Raw genomic sequence first — 16,549 nt, 5'->3', positions numbered from 1 at the left:
TTTCTTGTTGTTTGACGAGTAGCGAGCGAAGCCATTGCCCTTCTCTGAAACACCCCTATACGTTTTTATGACTTTTACATAAGTGGCCACACCACCAACAAAAACAAATCAAACACCAAATGTGAGAATATCGCCACCCAAATACTCCTTGTCCTCAAATAAATCCATCCCCACACAAATCCAGCTAGTAAAGCTGCTACAACCAACAAAATCGTTCCTGAATATATATGAGCTGATGCATAGAATAGTGCACCTACACTTACAGAAAGCATAGGTGAAAACTTCATACTTAACCTCTTTACCACTAACCCCCGCCAAAATAACTCTTCTCCAGGTATAATAATCAAAAATAAAAATAGATAATTCCACAGACTTACTGGTTGAACTAGCTGATATAGTGCTTCTAATTGTTCTAGTAACGGTATACCACTCCAGGCAATAAACCATTTACCAAATGCAAATACTCCATATAGTAAGAACCCTGAGACGAATCCTAACCATAAAATGTGGTTTTGAAGTTCAAGTAACAATCTCTCCCTAGTAAGTGCATATACCGATAAAACAAAAAGGGAAAGGGGGAACAGAATCCAAAAATCAATTGGCTGCAATAAAAAGCTTAAACAGAGTAATAGATGGGCTATGACAACAGGTATAACAATAGAAAACCAATAATTCAACTGTACTCCCACCTTTCTACTAACTGAAATCCTCTGGTTGATATGGTTTAATTTCTTTAAAAATATATGTTTTCGTTGCGTTGATTTTAGGCTTAAAATTGTCAAATGCAACTACAGGGTGAAGATGCTCCATATTTAATTCAAATAAAGTAGTACGGTCTACAACTAGGCTGTATATATACTGGTCTTCTGTATGTCCAGTTGCTTCATTAAGTATCTGTGTGAATCCTGAAATGACAATATTTTTACAGGAGGGTACATAGGCAAAAACAAAGGAACATAAATAAAGTGCCGTCCCACCAACAACTAGAGCAAAATGTTCGCGTGTTTCCCTCTGAGACTTTTCCTTTACCTTAAGTTTTCCTGATTTAAGTATTTCTGCCTTTGTTAGTGGAATGTCTTTCATTTCAGGTAAATCAACATCTAAATAGATAGTTTCTTTTGATAGAACAGAAAAGGAAACATTCGTCTCTAGAGGAAAATCTAGTTCTGGTAAATAAAGTTCAAGCCATTGTTCAATTGCTTCCATATCACCTTGCCCAACTCTTGATAGCAACCCTTTTCTATATTCCTTTTCATCCTCCAGTGCGGCTTTGTCCTCTTGGTATTGTGTCAGTTGTTCTTTGTAAGCTTTTGTTGATTGCTCATTGATACGCTCTTCAAATTCTTTTTTCTTGGAGGGGAGAAGAAGGAGTAGCTTTGTCATAGTATGTAACTGTTTACGTTCACTTTCTAACATTTCTCGATAGATTTCTTCTTGCAAAGGTTCTCTTTCATTGAAGGCTGTAATTTCATCTATCTCTCTGTCTAGGTCTTGGTATGATGTAGGTTTAAAAGTTTGATGATGCAAATCCAATAGGCGATCAGTTTGGGCATTTATTTCTTGTTCTTTTTCCCTATACAGCTTTTCAATATCAGAACTAAACTCCTTCTTTAATTGTCTTTCTAACGATGAAGGAAGCGGTTTTCCGTTATCTGTGACAAAGGCAACACTATGTGTATCCTTTTGGTATACGAGTTGTATATTTCCGGCAGGTGAGTCATTATTACCATTTGTCATTTGAATCGTTTTTCGACCACTTTTTTTATCTAATCTGGTTCGATAGGATAAGCCACTTCCTGGCATACCTATATTCCCGTAAAGACCTCGTTTTCCCAAGGTAGCTGAGGCTCCTCTTCGACCTATTGAAGTACTTACCCCTCGTTTACTTATATTTATACGTACACCTGGTGCTACTTTCACTCGTTTTTGAAAACGGAAGCTCATTCTCATAGACCTCCTTTTTAGTTAACACTTACTCGTTCTTATTTCTTTACAAATATTGTACCTGATATTTACAATGAGAGGAAATAATTGTGTCTATGAAGGTGGGCTTTGAATGGGGAAACACACGTTTTATTATGAGACATACATTGATAGTCATATTGATAATGTTTGGGATTTCTTTTCAACCGCTGAAAATTTAGCTAAAATTACTTCGTTCCCAAAAGTTCGGATTCTTTCTAACCCGGCTACGGTAAAAGGAAACATAATTGAGATGGAGCTTAATTTTAGATTGTTTAAAATGGCTTGGAGTTCAGATATTACGGAGGTTGTAGAAAAGTCATATTTTATTGATGTTGGTAAAGTTGTTCCTTTTCCATTTAAAGAGTGGAGGCATGTTCATGCTTTTGAAGAGAAGGGTAATGGTACGCTAATGAAGGATACTGTGACATACGAAGCAATTATGCCAGGTTTATTTGTGCAACAATTTTTAAAGGGGATGTTTTCTAGTAGGGAGAAGGAGATTAGGAAGTATTTTAGTTGAAAGTAGAAAGCTGGAAAGGGTACTGACAGTTGTTAATTGATAATGGCATCAAGTTACTTGTTGGTTAGCAGAAAGTTGGAAAGAGGAAAGAATCCCCCCTCCCTAATTAACCATTAACAATTACCCATTCATAACTTAGAACTCATAACTCATCATTAGTTAATTCCAGCCTCGCTCATATTGTACAGGTGCTTCAATTGTCTCACCTAGCTGACTAGCTGCTGTTCGTGGCCAATAAGGGTCACGGAGTAATTCACGACCAATAAAAACCAAGTCAGCACGTTCATTTTGTAAGATTTCTTCTGCTTGAATCCCTGTCGTAATTAAGCCAACAGCTCCTGTAGGGATATTTGCTTCACTTCGAATTGTTTCTGCGTAACGTACTTGATAACCTGGATATGGCTTAATTTTTGCTGAGGCAACTCCACCTGAGCTAGTGTCGATGAGGTCTACACCGTCTTCTTTCATTTTCTTGCTGTATGTAACAAAGTCTTCAATGGAGCATCCATCCTCTAAGTAATCATTTGCTGATACGCGAACAAATAGTGGTCCGTCCCATACTTCTTTTACAGCAGTAATTGTTTCTCTAAGGAAACGGTATCGATTTTCTAGACTGCCACCGTAGTTGTCTGTTCGTTTATTAGATAAAGGAGATAGGAATGAGCTAATTAAATATCCGTGGGCCCCGTGAAGCTCAATAATATCAAAACCGGCTTTTTTCGCACGTAATACCCCGTCTTGGAATGCTTGAATTGTGTCTTTAATATCTTTTTCAGACATTTCAATAGGCATTTTCATTTTATCATTATAAGGTATTGCTGACGGGCCGATTGCATCTCCATCAGCCATTGCTTTTCTACCTGCATGTGCAATTTGAATCGCAGCCTTTGACCCATATGAATGAATATCTTCTACTACTTTAGAAAGACCTTCAATATGGTCATCATGCCAAATCCCTAAGTCTTCATTCGAAATTCTACCTTGTCGAGTGATAGAAGTTGCTTCTAGCATGACAAGACCTACCTGTCCTAATGCGCGAGTTCCGTAATGAGTAATGTGGAAGCGAGTTACATTCCCGTCCTGTTCATTTGAGGAATACATACACATAGGTGACATCACGATACGATTTTTTAATGTTACATCTTTAATTGTATAAGGTGAAAATAGCATAGTCATCGTATTACTCCTTCCAATTATCTAAATTCTAAAACATACCATAAGTGTATCATGTTTCATAGAACGTATTCAAAAGGATGGCTTACCTCTTTTCTTCTGTTCTAATTTGTTTTTAAACTAAAAGAAAAACCATTCGGATATTTTCCAAACGGCCCTTCACAAAAACTATTTTCTTAAATATCGATTGATTAATGCTAATATCGATCTTCTAGTGAGTATCCCGATAAACGAATCGTCATCATCAATTATACAGATAAATGGATGATTGATAGACATTGCTAACGCTCTCGAAAAGTTTGCGTCTTTTCGAATATAAGGAATTTTTGAATCCATCACTTCCTCTACTTTACGATCGTTTAAGCGTTCCATTTCAATACGCTCTAGTCCAAGGAGTGAATCTAAAATTAGTGCCTTACCAATTTGCCCACGTATTTTGTAAGATGTATCTAGTACTGGAATGGCAGAATAACCTGACTTTATTAAAACAAGTAGTGCATGTTCAAGTGGATTTCCAAGCTGTACATGGGCTACCTTTTCATGAGGAATCATTAACTCTTTAATTTCATTTTCCATAATATTACTGTTCTTCAATTCTTGCATCATGTCTCGTATCACTTCTTCTCTATTTAGTATCCGTTCAAATATCCTCTCATTTTATACTAGGAGGTATGCAATTATTTGTCAAGGAGGAAATGAAAGCGTTTACAAGAGAGGTGAACTCATTAATAATCTATGCTAAACACTATATAGATATGAATAAATTGATTAAAATTGGGTTTTATTTTATGGATTATTGTCGATGATAATAGTTGTAAAGAGGGTGATAAGATGCATACAAAGCAAACAGTAAAATATATTTGTGAAAAATATCCTTCAGGAAATTGCTATTATTATAAACAAGAAATTATCACACATGATTCATGGCAGAACATAGGTTCACTTTCATGGTCAAGACCTCGGCCAATCTCAAAAAGAACCTTTGAGCAAAGAAAGAGTGAAGGGTATATGACAGAAATAAAAGAAATAAACAAAAAGCCAGCTATTGTAATTGATTTTCGATATAAAGATAGGAGTAGATAGTTGTAAATTAAGAATACATATACATTGGTTATGTCAAATCTTGATGGGTAAAAATTTTCTTACTCTTGTCTAAAAGGTGAAACTTCTCTTACTACAGGTGTTCTATATTGTAGTAAATCTCGGATTTATGGTATTGTTAAGCGGATGAAATTGCGATGAAAGAAGGAAATCGGAATGAAACGTGTTTTTATAATTGGAATTATAAGCTTTGTATTATTACTACTAAGTGGATGTAATTTATCGATGACAGAGGAAGCGACAGACTATACATTAGCAGCAGATGGCATTGATATACTTGTTATGGATTTAGAAAAAGGTGATGTTGAAATATTCGGTGAAGAAGGACGAGCAGAGATAGAAGTTATTGCGAGTGTAGTTGTTGTTAGTGACACTGAAGCGGAAGCTGCGGCTTTTAGAGAAAATAATATTCAAGTAAGTCTTGATAAAGAGGGAACAGAAGCCCTTTTATCAACGAGTATTTATCAAGGAACAGAAACGACAAATGAAGCACGTGTACACTTAGAGATTTATGTTCCAATTGATTTACATGTGGAACTAAAGCAAACTGCTGGACATTTTTATGTGGAAAATATGAACGGAAACATGAAGCTAAACCACAGTTCAGGGGATATTATTATGAACTCTGTTGTTGGAAACATCGCAATTACTGATGGGTCTGGAAAAATAGCATTAAATGACATTGTCGGTGAGTTAGAAGTAAATAACGGTTCTGGCCAATTTACTTTAAGTAACCACATTGGAAACGTAAATTTAATTGCTGGTTCAGGTAATATTGATATCTCATCAGTTGATGGTTCAGTTCAAGTGATGAGTGGTACTGGCGCTATTGTAATTGATTCAATTGAGAAAGATGTAACAATTGTGCAAAATAGCAGTGGTGAAGTGACGGTTACAAATGTTAAGGGTACAGTTAATCAATAAAGATAGCGTAGTCACCAATTAAGTTTGGTGGCTATTTTTTTTGTATTTTAGGATATCGATTATAGACGAGTTAATAAAATTTTATGAATTAAATCAAAATATTTAATTCCTACCCGAAAAGTAGGGTTGACTTTTTGGATGTTCATGGATAAAATACAAATAAATCATATAAACTTACATGGAATTAAGAGATGGAGAGTAAGGAGGCATCAGTATGAAATCTCGAGAAATAGACGAGGAAGAAAAAATGTTTGATAAATTAAAAGACCTTCTTAAAAATTTGAAATATGGATCAATTACGTTAGTCGTGCAGGATGGAAAAGTAATTCAAATTGAAAAAAACGAAAAGGTACGTTTGAAATAATAGCTGACTAGACAACTAGAGGCGACATTTATTGGGATACACTCAATTTTAATGTTGCTTTTTTTATATGAAAATTTCAATAAATTAGTAATTATAAATGGCAAACTGTGAATTAAATACTGCAATTGCCATAAACAAAGGGGGAGCTCTAATGGCAGAATTAAGCTATCAATCTATGGATGAAGAAGGTTATCAAAATGTAAACAGAGAGTTAGATAGAAAAGATGCACTGGATGTTCTAAAGTGGACCTATTCTACCTTTGAAGAGGATGTTGTATATGCATGTAGCTTCGGGGCAGAAGGGATGGTTATGATTGATTTAATTAGTAAGGTAAAAAAGGATGCAACCATTGCGTTTTTAGATACTGACGTACATTTTAAAGAAACTTATGAATTGATTGAAAAGGTTCGACAAAAGTATCCACAGTTAAATATTAAGCTATTAAAATCAGAAATAACATTAGAAGAACAGACGGAGCAATACGGAGCTGAACTTTGGAAGACAAATCCTGACCAATGCTGTCAGGTACGTAAGTTACAGCCACTAGAAAAGGAATTATCTAATTATAGCGCTTGGATATCTGGTTTAAGAAGAGAACAATCACCTACAAGACAATCAACGCAATTTGTAAACAAAGATAACCGCTTTCAATCTATTAAAATTTGTCCACTTATTCATTGGACGTGGGAAGAAGTCTGGATGTATATCCGATTACACCAGCTCCCATACAATGAACTTCACGATAAAAACTATCCAAGTATAGGCTGTGAACACTGTACACTACCTGTTGATGAAGATGGAGATTCAAGAAGTGGAAGATGGGCAGGAAAGAATAAAACGGAATGTGGACTACATCAGTAGAATTTTGAGTTATGAGTTATGAATTATAAATTGAAGTGCAAGGGAGCAAGAATTACGAAAACGTAATTCAATGATGAATTATGAGATACGAGTTATGAATTGAAGAGCAAGAACTAGTAACTCATAACTCATAATTAATAATTAATAAAAATGGGGAGTGTTTTATGATGAGTTTAAGTAAACCGCATGGTGGAGTTTTGGTGAATCGTTTTGATGAGGCTGTTGATGTATCAACAATTACAAAGGAAGTTGAATTAGATGATTTTGCTTTATCTGATTTGGAGTTAATTGCAAATGGAGCATTTAGTCCAATTACAGGCTTTTTAGGTAAAGAGGATTATGAATCTGTCGTTAAATCAATGCGTTTAGCAGACGGGACAGTTTGGAGTGTCCCAATTACGTTACCAGTAACGGAGGATGTTGCAGAAGTTCTTGAAATTGGAGAAACTATTAAGCTTGTAAAGAGTGGAACTGTTTATGGTGTTATCGAGCTTAAAGAAAAATACGTTCCTAATAAGACAGAGGAAGCTGAAAATGTTTATCGTACGGCGGATTTAGCACATCCAGGGGTTAAGAAATTATTTGACCGTCCGAGTGTGTACTTAGGTGGAGCAGTTAAACAAACGAAGCGTGTAGAAAGAGAACGTTTCACAGAGTATTATCTTGATCCGAAAGAAACTCGTGAGCAATTTGCAAGTTTAGGATGGAAACGTGTTGTAGGCTTCCAAACGAGAAATCCAGTTCACCGTGCGCATGAATATATTCAGAAATCTGCACTTGAAATCGTTGATGGGCTTTTCTTAAACCCATTAGTAGGTGAAACGAAGTCTGATGATATTCCAGCTGATGTACGTATGGAAAGTTATGAAGTTTTACTAGAAAAATATTATCCGAAAGATCGTGTTTATTTAGCGGTTTTCCCTGCAGCGATGCGTTATGCTGGGCCGAGAGAAGCAATCTTCCATGCGATGGTACGAAAAAATTACGGTTGTACTCATTTTATCGTTGGTCGTGATCATGCAGGTGTTGGTGATTATTATGGAACATATGACGCACAAACAATTTTCCAAAACTTCACTAGTGAAGAACTAGGTATTACTCCATTGTTTTTTGAACATAGCTTTTATTGCAAAAAGTGTGGGAACATGGCATCAACAAAAACATGCCCACACGGTGTAGAAGACCGAGTGATTTTATCAGGAACGAAAGTAAGAGAAATGCTAAGTAATGGTGAGGTTCCACCACCGGAATTTAGTAGAAAAGAAGTGGTAGAAGTGCTTATTCGTGGTATGCGAGAGAAAGTTCAAGCATAATCCACAGGCGCGATTAGAGAGGGTGAGGGTTATGGATAACAAGAAGGTAGCGGTGATGAGCAAATGTCATTAATAACAATAGCTGCGTTTGCAATTGCCTTATTCTTTGCAATGAATATTGGGGCAAGTGGTACAGCTGCTGCCATGGGCCCAGCTTACGGAAGTGGGGCAATAAAAAAGAAAAGAAATGCGATGTTTTTAGTTGCCATTTTTGCCTTCCTAGGTGCTTTAGCTGGTGGCGAGGTTGTAAAAACAATAGGTGGGGGGATTATCCCTCCTGATGTTGTTGATGTAAACGTTGTTACGATTATACTAGCTGCAGCTTGTTTGACCCTCTTTATTGCCAATCTGATTGGGATTCCTCTTTCTACAAGTGAAGTTGTTGTCGGTTCAATTGTTGGTGCAGGTGTGGCTTTTCAAGCAGTCTATTTTGATAAGCTATTTGTCATTGTATCGTTTTGGGTTATCGTACCAATTGTTGCTTTTGGACTTGCCTATGGATTTGGCTTTGTATTAAAACGAGCAGAAAAGAAATGGCCAGCTTTAAAAGGCGAAGGAAAATGGAAAAAGTGGTTAGTAGTTTTACTTGTGTTAGCAGGCTGTTTGGAAGCTTTTGCAGCAGGGATGAATAATGTAGCAAATGCAGTTGGTCCACTAGTTGGTGCCGGTTTAATTGATATTACGCCCGCGTTAATCATTGGTGGAATTTTTGTTAGTTTAGGAGCTATTTTATTAGGTGGAAGAGTACTTGAAACGAATGGTAAAAGGATTACGAGGCTATCCTTAACTCAAGGGACAACAGTGTCATCGATAGGTGGGGTACTTGTTATTATTGCTTCAATCTTTGGATTGCCTGTACCATTAACGCAGGTTACGACATCTGCCATTCTTGGGATAGGTACAGCTGATAATGGATTCAAGTTATGGCAAAAGGGGATTATAAAGAAAATTATTAAAGTTTGGGTTGTCTCTCCTGTATTTTCTCTTGTTATCTCGTATGGTTTAATTATGTTATTTTTAAAAGCAGATTTTTATACAATAGCAATTATTTTAAGCGTTTTTATCGCAACAATTGGGTCCATTAGTCTTGCGCAAGCAGGGAGAAAAGAAAAGCGTGCAGTTCATGACCAAGGTGGGGGAATTTAGGCTTCAAATATTGACAAATTCCTTAAATAACACTATCTTTAAAACATAGTAAATCAATCAGAATAGTAAATAGTAAATTGAAGGCTTATTTTTCAGTTCATGTGTGTCATTTAATTGGTTACTATGTGCTAAAAGTGTTCACCTGTCGTGACTATTTTAAATAAAGGGAAGGATGGTTCAAAAATGGCTGAAAATATTGTATGGCATAACACGACGATTAGTAAGGATGAACGACAGGAGAGAAACAAACATAAGAGCACAATTCTATGGTTTACTGGGTTATCTGGTTCAGGGAAATCAACACTAGCGAATGCGGTTGAAAAAAAGCTTTATGATTCAGGTGTAAATAGTTATGTGCTAGATGGAGATAATGTAAGACACGGGTTAAATAAGGGATTAGGCTTCAGTGACGAAGATCGTAAGGAGAATATTCGTCGTATTGGAGAGGTTGCAAAGCTTTTCGTTGATGCTGGTTTAATCACTTGCACTGCCTTTATTTCTCCGTTTAAAGAGGACCGAAATCAAGTAAGAGAGATTGTAGAAGACGGTGAATTTATCGAAATATTTGTAAAATGTTCGTTAGAAGAATGTGAAAACAGAGATCCAAAAGGTCTGTATAAAAAAGCAAGAGCAGGGGAAATCCCAGAATTTACTGGCATTAGTTCTCCTTATGAAGAACCTGAAAATCCAGAGCTAGTAATTGAGACAGATAAACATACTATTGAAGAATCAGTAGATTTAATTATACAATACTTAAAGAATAAGGAAGTTTTGTAGGTGTTGTTTAACGCAACAGACAGATAATATAGGAGGCTACAACATGGCTTACGAAAAAATATGGGCTGAAGACCCTAGTAAACTTAATAAAGATGAATTAAAAAAGTTAGAAAAAGATGGTCTTGATATTTTAAAAGATATTGAAAAGTATGCAAAAGAAGGTTTTGATTCAATTCCGAAAGAAGACTGGAGCTTATTCAAGTGGGCGGGTATGTATCTCCAAAAGCCAAAGGAAGATGGCTACTTTATGATGCGTGTGAACATCCCATCTGGAATCATTACAAACGAGCAAGCTGAAGTACTTGCTGCGATTGGTCGTGACTATGGTCGCGATGTTATTGATATTACAACTCGACAAGCAATCCAATTCCATTGGTTAACAATTGAGCAAATACCTGATATTTATAAACGTTTAGATAGTGTTGGATTGTCTCCAGTTGGTGCATGTGGTGATATTCCAAGAACAATTGTTGGTAACCCACTTGCTGGAATTGATCCAAATGAATTACTAGACACTCGAGAAATTGTTGAGGATGTATATCAATTCTTCCAAAGAAATTATGATTTTTCTAACTTACCAAGAAAATATAAAATGTCAATCTCAGCAAACGTTCATAATGCGGGGCATGACAAGATTAACTGTCTAGCTTTTACACCAGCTGTAAAAGAAATTGACGGTGAAGAAGTAATAGGCTTCCATGTTAAAGTAGGTGGCGGTTTATCGGCAAAGCCATACTTAGCAGAAGAGCTTGATGTATTTGTTCGTCCAGAGCAAGTGAAGGAAGTAGCGATTGCAATTACGACAATTTACCGTGATTTTGGATACCGTGAAAAACGTCACCGTGCTCGTCTTAAGTTCTTAATTGCTGATTGGGGCGTTGAAAAGTTTAAAGAAAAACTTATGGAATACGTAGAGCTTCCTTCAAAGGGAACAGACAAAGTTAAGGACTGGAATGCAGGTTATTTCTATGGCGTTCATAAGCAGGTACAAGAAGGATTAAGCTATGTTGGCTTTAACGTACCTGTAGGGCGTATGGACTCAGCTGAGTGGTTTGATCTTGCGCGAATTTCGAAAGAGTACGGAAACGGAGAAATTCGTACATGTAACTCACAAAATATCGTCATTCCTAATGTTCCAGACGAAAAATTAGAAGGACTATTAAAAGAAAAGCTATTTGACCGAATTAAGCTTGAGCCAAAGAACTTTATAGGTTACTCTGTTTCATGTACAGGGATTGAATACTGTAACCTTGCATTAGTTGAAACGAAAGAGCGCATGCGTCGTGTGGCTGAATACTTAGATGAGCAGATAACTGTTGATGTTCCTGTGCGTATTCACATGATTGGCTGTCCAAATGCATGTGGTCAGCGTCAAATTGCTGATATCGGTTTACAGGGTGTGAAGCTACGAAACAAAGACAAAAAGCTTGTAGAAGCCTTTGAACTATATGTTGGTGGAACATTAGAAAGAGAACATGCTCAGTTTAACCAAAAGCTTCAAGGTAAAATTGATGGAGAAGAGTTACCTCAAGTTCTTCAAGAATTCCTTCAGTTCTATACTGACAATAAAGAAGAAAAAGAGAACTTCTTTGACTTCTCACAACGTGTAGGTATTGAAAAGCTACAAGCGACTTTAGATTCAATTTTAGTACCAGCATAGAATAGAGGTTGTAAGCATGGTTTTATTCCGTTTTGAAGCGGTATTGGAGAAGAAGACTGTTTTTGTTGTCGTTGCCTCCGAAACAGAAGAGAAAGCCTTTCAACTTGCAGAACGAGAAATTGAAAGAAATTACTTAAAGCTACCGATTATTAAAGAACTAAGCTTAGTTGAAAAGAAGACAATCGGTAGTGGGACAGGCTTTGTTGTAGATATGAATGAATAATGAAAAAACCTCTGTGCGCAGAGGTTTTTTCGAGTTATACTAAGATTACCTATATAAATAATACACTGTATATAATCTAATGTAACATTTTAGTATCATAACTGTAATATATTTCAAGAAATAAGTTAAATAATTATTGCTACTGATTCTTATATTTATGTAAAATAATGAAGTGCATATCTATAAAAAGAGTAATTAAAATTAATCGGATAAATTATTGTGGAAATGGGTGAGGATTGCTTTGGCAAGTACAAAATATGTTGCTCAACTTGAGGAAGGAGAAATCATTACTAGTGATATATATGTAAACAGAACACTACTTGTTAAGGCAGGTACACTAGTAAATGATACTGTTATCAGAAAGCTCCAGTTGTGGGGTGTTACTAAAATTGATGTAGTTCAATCAAGAAATGACTTTTCTCCTCAAATGAATGTCAACTCTTTATTAGAAGAAAGAAAAAAGGAAAGTATATTTTTCTCTAAACAATTACTTGATATTAAACAACTTTTTTACGAAAGTTTACAGTATGTAGTAAATGAATCTAGGTATGGCTATGTATTGCATAATGAAAAGCAATTAAGCTGGCTTGAAAATCTCTTCACTTCAATTTTGAAAGATTCAAAAATCTCGTCAGCCCTGTTCACTTTAAAAAAAGTCGATTCATATAGTTATTTCCATTCCTTCGATGTTTTTTTATTAGGCTCATTGTTAGCAGATGTTGTTGGAATTAGAGATGTGAAACTATTTGCAACTGGCTGCTTAATACATGACGTTGGAAAGTTGAAAATACCGAGATACTTATTGCATAAGGAAGGCAAACTTTCTAAAGAAGAATTTGAGAAAATACAAAGTCATACAGTTTGTGGAGTAGAATGGTTAAAGGAAAATAAATTACCAGAAAATTTTGTAGATGTTGTTAAATCTCACCATGAACGACTAGATGGTAGTGGTTATCCAGAAGGCTTAACTGGGAATGATTTGTCAACAGAAGTGAGAATTATGGGGATTGTAGACACGTATTCTGCATTAACCTTAAAAAGGTCCTATAGAGAACCACTTTCTTCTACAAAAGCGATTGAGTTATTACTTGGTAAGAAAGGGAAGTATGACTCGTTATATTTAGTGAAATTTATAGAATTACTAAATATATATCCAGCGGATTCTATTGTTACGCTATCAAATGGTAAGAGGGCGAGGATTAAAGAAGTAAATGAGAACCAACCGTATCGCCCAATTTTAGAAGAACTTGATCGTTCCAAAACGTTTGAATTACCAACTAATCTATCTGTAACTATCCCTCGGTTTGTTCAATGGGACCAGGTTATAGAATGGGATGGAAGTACTGTTCAAAATCAAAAGGAGATAAATTGGAAGTCATATGTTTCTAATCTTGTAAATGGAAATAGAGATGAAGCAATAAAGAACTTCAAAGAAGTTACTGAAGGAATGACGGTCGAAAATATTTTTATTGATGTAATAGTTAAATCGATAAAAGAAATCGAGTCAAAGTGGGATGATGGTCAGCTCTCAGTCGGTGAAGAACACGATGCTCTACTTGGTATAAAGGACATCCTCGACCTAACATTAGGAAAAATGCATGAAAAGAAAGAGGAAGTATAGGTAAATTAAAATGTACTCGAACTAACAAGCTAATTAGAACGAGTACATTTTTTGTTGTTTTATCTTCCTACATACCCGTCAACTATTTCCTCTATCTGTTCAGGATTTGGTCTATCTCCTTCAAAATTATATGTTAATTCTTCAATAAATTCTCCACCTCTGTATACATGTAGTGCACCTGTCTGGTTTATTACACTGTATTCTACCTCAAAGCGAAATCCGTCTTTATCAATAACGCCCATCTTCTTCCTCCTAGCATACGTATTTGCAAAATAATGAAATTCCTTATCTTAATTTTTCCAAAGCTCTTGCTACATCTATCTCTCCAAAACCATAATATTGGTCATGACCCGTAGGTCCTAGGTCTAATGATGTCTCGCGAATGAGATTATGAACTTCGGCTTTTGTTAAATTCGGGTTTAACGAGCGAATCAGTCCTGCTAGACCTGCTACGTGTGGGGCCGCCATTGAAGTACCGCTCATGATGACATAGTTATTATCAGGGAACGTACTAGGTATATGTTCTCCTGGAGCTGCTACATCGATGTGTGGACCGAAATTAGAAAAGAATGCACGTTCCCGGTTGTGATCCACTGCGGCTACTGTTAGAACCTCTGGATAATCTGATGGGTACATTGGTGTATTCACATTATCATTTCCTGACGCAGCAATTAAGACGACATCGTTTTTATGAGCGTATCGAATAGCGTCGTGTAGAATGAAGGAGTTATAATAGTCCCCTAAGCTCATATTAATGACTTTAGCTCCGTTGTCAGTAGCCCAACGAATACCTCTAGCAACTTCAAAGGATGTCCCTTGACCATCTTCATCTAATACCTTAATTGGAAGAATGAAGTTATGCCATGACACACCAGCAATTCCAGTTACATTATTTGTAATAGCGGCTGCGATACCTGCTACATGTGTTCCATGGCCATGCTCATCATATGAATTTGACGTACCATCAAAAGCATTGTAACCAGGTAATAATTTACCTGATAAATCTTGATGATCAGGATCAACTCCTGTGTCTAAAACAGCAATAATGACATCTTCAGCGCCTTCAGTTAGGTTCCAACCCTCTTCAGCAGAGATTTGAGATAGATTCCACTGATACTCCTGGAAGAATTCATCGTTAGGTAAGCTTTCTTTGTCCTGTATTCTAGCATTCGTTGTTGTTTGTTTTGAAATAATATAGTTTGGTTCTGCAACTTCAACTCTGTTATCTCTTCTGAGCTCTCTAAGAAGTTCTTGGGTTGTTCGAGTGTCGGAACGAAGAACGACATATGGGCCACCATCTTTTAGTACTTGTAGGTCATCTTGGCCTTGAACCCAATTTTTTGCATCTGCTTCATCCTCGAACTTTACGACAGCCTCTCCTTCATGATAATCCTTTTCTTCATCCTCAGATGGTTTTGAATGGACTACTATATTCCAACCTAGTTCGGGTACAGTTTCTGTGGCTACATCGTCTGGGATACGGTCCGCTGTTTCCCATTTAACCTCTGGGTCTTCTCCGGATATAAAGAAATTACCGTTGGCATCAGCTACTGAAGCCATATTATGAACAAAAGTCTTAACGAAGGATAAATCAATTTCTCCTACTACCTTTTTACTTGAATCAATGTTTTCAGACATTAACAGAAATTGATGGCCGTTCATAACATAGGGGTCGGAAAACTGTTTTGATTCATGGTTATGAGTCAAAAGTGCAAGTTTGTCTGATGTTATGTCACCTATCGATTCTTTAATCTCATTATTTTCAACCATAGCAAATCCATGAAAATGTTTGTGTTCATCAATCTCTTGTGCAAATTGTTCTCGGAGCATTGGCTCAGTTAAATCTTGTTCTGCCCATCGGTGTAATTGTAAAGAAAGTTGGTCAATAAACATTGAGGTAGTCATTGATAAGTCGTTAGCCAACACTTGATCCATGCGTTCTAAATTTTGTTCTTGTTGAGTATGGTTTTGAAGTCCCATATTATCTGCATTATTGAGTAATAGAGCAACAAAGCCCAGTACGATAAATGCGCCAACAAATAAGGCGGCTCTATAGGTTTTTCGCATTGCTGATACCTCCCTTTTTGTAAAATACTAAGCTCCTTTATGCCAAAACTTTTCAGGGTCTTTATCAATTGGTGAATCTAATAAATGAGAGGCAGGTACAACTTCTACGTGATTCTCTTTTAAATAAGGCATAGCTTGTTTAACTCCTGCGACTGTAGCCTCCCCTTTTATCCCTACGTGTCCAATTCCAATTGCCTGTCCTTGTTTACTAGCGATTCTAGCTAACTTTTTCATTTGTTGCTCCACATGACCACTGTTAGAAAGGGTGTCATCTAAAAAAATATCCCTAACTCCCCATGGAATATGTAGCTCTTCTGCTAAAGTAGGGATAACAGATTTACCGCTTGTCCCACTGTCGACAACATATAGACCTTTTTCTTTTGCTACTTCTAAAATGGCTCTCATGATTTTTTCGTCTTCTACTATTTTGGAGCCCATATGATTATTTATTCCAACTGCATGTGGGACATCTTCAATTGCTTTATTGACTCTTTCTTTGACTTCTTCTAGTGATAAATCGCTTGTAATTGGATTTGGTCCTAACCAAGAAGCTTTTCCTTTTTTCGGTTCTAATGGAAGGTGAACGATTACCTCTAAACCGATTTCATGTGCCTTTTCTGCTTGTTCATTCGAGTGGGAGAGGAAAGGCATTACAGCAACAGTAATTGGTATTTGTGAGTCAAAAAACTCATTCACACCTCTTACATCACCACCAAAGTCATCAATAATAATAGCTGCTTTAGAAACATTATCTTCAGAAAAAACTTTTGGTAGAGATAGGGTGTTTAGTAAAGATAAAGTAATAATGAAAAAAACAAAAGATAATCTCAATC

General features: G+C 36.3%; 18 protein-coding genes. 11 read left to right on the top strand and 7 right to left on the bottom strand.

Annotated elements, in window-relative coordinates; translation table 11 throughout:
- Nucleotides 1–74 precede the first annotated feature (74 nt).
- Both CD003_RS10925 and CD003_RS10920 read right to left on the bottom strand, forming a co-directional pair.
- On the bottom strand, nucleotides 75–677 hold the full coding sequence (locus CD003_RS10925; RefSeq protein WP_096201152.1) for a CPBP family intramembrane glutamic endopeptidase: 603 nt from the start codon (nucleotides 675–677) through the stop codon (nucleotides 75–77).
- A 19-nt stretch (nucleotides 678–696) separates the two neighbouring features.
- On the bottom strand, nucleotides 697–1,944 hold the full coding sequence (locus CD003_RS10920) for a DUF4236 domain-containing protein (protein WP_179295524.1): 1,248 nt from the start codon (nucleotides 1,942–1,944) through the stop codon (nucleotides 697–699).
- Nucleotides 1,945–2,056: 112 nt separating this feature from the next.
- On the opposite strand from CD003_RS10920, the gene CD003_RS10915 reads away from it, so the two are divergent.
- Complete coding sequence (locus tag CD003_RS10915; protein WP_096201150.1) at nucleotides 2,057–2,485, top strand: SRPBCC family protein; 429 nt, start codon at nucleotides 2,057–2,059, stop codon at nucleotides 2,483–2,485.
- Between the two features lie 159 nt (nucleotides 2,486–2,644).
- On the opposite strand, the gene namA is transcribed toward CD003_RS10915, so the two are convergent.
- Nucleotides 2,645–3,661 carry an NADPH dehydrogenase NamA gene (gene namA, locus CD003_RS10910; RefSeq protein ID WP_096201149.1) on the bottom strand — a complete coding sequence of 339 codons (1,017 nt, stop codon included), beginning with the start codon at nucleotides 3,659–3,661 and terminating at the stop codon, nucleotides 2,645–2,647.
- Between the two features lie 165 nt (nucleotides 3,662–3,826).
- Nucleotides 3,827–4,264: a cyclic-di-AMP-binding protein CbpB gene (cbpB, locus tag CD003_RS10905; RefSeq protein WP_096201148.1), complete on the bottom strand. Its 438-nt coding sequence runs from the start codon at nucleotides 4,262–4,264 to the stop codon at nucleotides 3,827–3,829.
- A 225-nt stretch (nucleotides 4,265–4,489) separates the two neighbouring features.
- Here cbpB and CD003_RS10900 point away from each other — a divergent pair, with 225 nt between their 5' ends.
- From CD003_RS10900 to CD003_RS10855, 10 genes are all read left to right on the top strand, one after another.
- Nucleotides 4,490–4,741, top strand: a complete 252-nt coding sequence (locus CD003_RS10900) for a hypothetical protein (RefSeq protein ID WP_096201147.1) — start codon at nucleotides 4,490–4,492, stop codon at nucleotides 4,739–4,741.
- 174 nt (nucleotides 4,742–4,915) lie between these two features.
- The gene (locus tag CD003_RS10895; protein ID WP_096201146.1) at nucleotides 4,916–5,683 is read left to right on the top strand and encodes a hypothetical protein; all 768 of its coding nucleotides are present in this window, start codon (nucleotides 4,916–4,918) and stop codon (nucleotides 5,681–5,683) included.
- A gap of 214 nt (nucleotides 5,684–5,897) precedes the next feature.
- Nucleotides 5,898–6,047, top strand: coding sequence for a YezD family protein (locus tag CD003_RS10890; RefSeq protein ID WP_096201145.1), 150 nt, complete (start codon nucleotides 5,898–5,900; stop codon nucleotides 6,045–6,047).
- 175 nt (nucleotides 6,048–6,222) lie between these two features.
- Entirely contained in the window at nucleotides 6,223–6,909 is a 687-nt protein-coding gene (locus CD003_RS10885) for a phosphoadenylyl-sulfate reductase (protein WP_257008360.1), read from the top strand.
- A gap of 167 nt (nucleotides 6,910–7,076) precedes the next feature.
- A complete protein-coding gene (sat, locus tag CD003_RS10880) occupies nucleotides 7,077–8,222 on the top strand; it encodes a sulfate adenylyltransferase (RefSeq protein ID WP_096201143.1) in 1,146 nt (381 codons plus the stop codon).
- Between the two features lie 63 nt (nucleotides 8,223–8,285).
- Nucleotides 8,286–9,368: an inorganic phosphate transporter gene (locus CD003_RS10875; RefSeq protein WP_096201142.1), complete on the top strand. Its 1,083-nt coding sequence runs from the start codon at nucleotides 8,286–8,288 to the stop codon at nucleotides 9,366–9,368.
- A 183-nt stretch (nucleotides 9,369–9,551) separates the two neighbouring features.
- Nucleotides 9,552–10,145: an adenylyl-sulfate kinase gene (gene cysC / locus CD003_RS10870; protein WP_096201141.1), complete on the top strand. Its 594-nt coding sequence runs from the start codon at nucleotides 9,552–9,554 to the stop codon at nucleotides 10,143–10,145.
- Nucleotides 10,146–10,188: 43 nt separating this feature from the next.
- Nucleotides 10,189–11,805 carry a nitrite/sulfite reductase gene (locus CD003_RS10865; RefSeq protein WP_096201140.1) on the top strand — a complete coding sequence of 539 codons (1,617 nt, stop codon included), beginning with the start codon at nucleotides 10,189–10,191 and terminating at the stop codon, nucleotides 11,803–11,805.
- 16 nt (nucleotides 11,806–11,821) lie between these two features.
- Nucleotides 11,822–12,028 carry a DUF3906 family protein gene (locus tag CD003_RS10860; RefSeq protein ID WP_096201139.1) on the top strand — a complete coding sequence of 69 codons (207 nt, stop codon included), beginning with the start codon at nucleotides 11,822–11,824 and terminating at the stop codon, nucleotides 12,026–12,028.
- 241 nt (nucleotides 12,029–12,269) lie between these two features.
- Nucleotides 12,270–13,649 carry an HD domain-containing phosphohydrolase gene (locus tag CD003_RS10855; RefSeq protein WP_096201138.1) on the top strand — a complete coding sequence of 460 codons (1,380 nt, stop codon included), beginning with the start codon at nucleotides 12,270–12,272 and terminating at the stop codon, nucleotides 13,647–13,649.
- 59 nt (nucleotides 13,650–13,708) lie between these two features.
- Here CD003_RS10855 and CD003_RS10850 read toward each other — a convergent pair whose 3' ends face one another.
- Genes CD003_RS10850 through CD003_RS10840 form a run of 3 tightly spaced genes read right to left on the bottom strand, consistent with a single transcriptional unit; the run spans nucleotide 13,709 to nucleotide 16,547 of the window.
- On the bottom strand, nucleotides 13,709–13,891 hold the full coding sequence (locus CD003_RS10850) for a DUF5370 family protein (protein WP_096201137.1): 183 nt from the start codon (nucleotides 13,889–13,891) through the stop codon (nucleotides 13,709–13,711).
- A 43-nt stretch (nucleotides 13,892–13,934) separates the two neighbouring features.
- The gene (locus tag CD003_RS10845; protein ID WP_096201136.1) at nucleotides 13,935–15,716 is read right to left on the bottom strand and encodes a S8 family peptidase; all 1,782 of its coding nucleotides are present in this window, start codon (nucleotides 15,714–15,716) and stop codon (nucleotides 13,935–13,937) included.
- 27 nt (nucleotides 15,717–15,743) lie between these two features.
- Nucleotides 15,744–16,547, bottom strand: coding sequence for a divergent polysaccharide deacetylase family protein (locus tag CD003_RS10840; protein ID WP_096201135.1), 804 nt, complete (start codon nucleotides 16,545–16,547; stop codon nucleotides 15,744–15,746).
- Nucleotides 16,548–16,549 lie beyond the last annotated feature (2 nt).

The sequence above is a fragment of the Bacillus sp. FJAT-45350 genome (assembly GCF_002335805.1).
Classification (GTDB): Bacteria; Bacillota; Bacilli; order Bacillales; family NISU01; genus FJAT-45350.
Note: the sequence above shows the minus strand (reverse complement) of the source record. Positions and strands in the feature narration are given on the sequence as shown.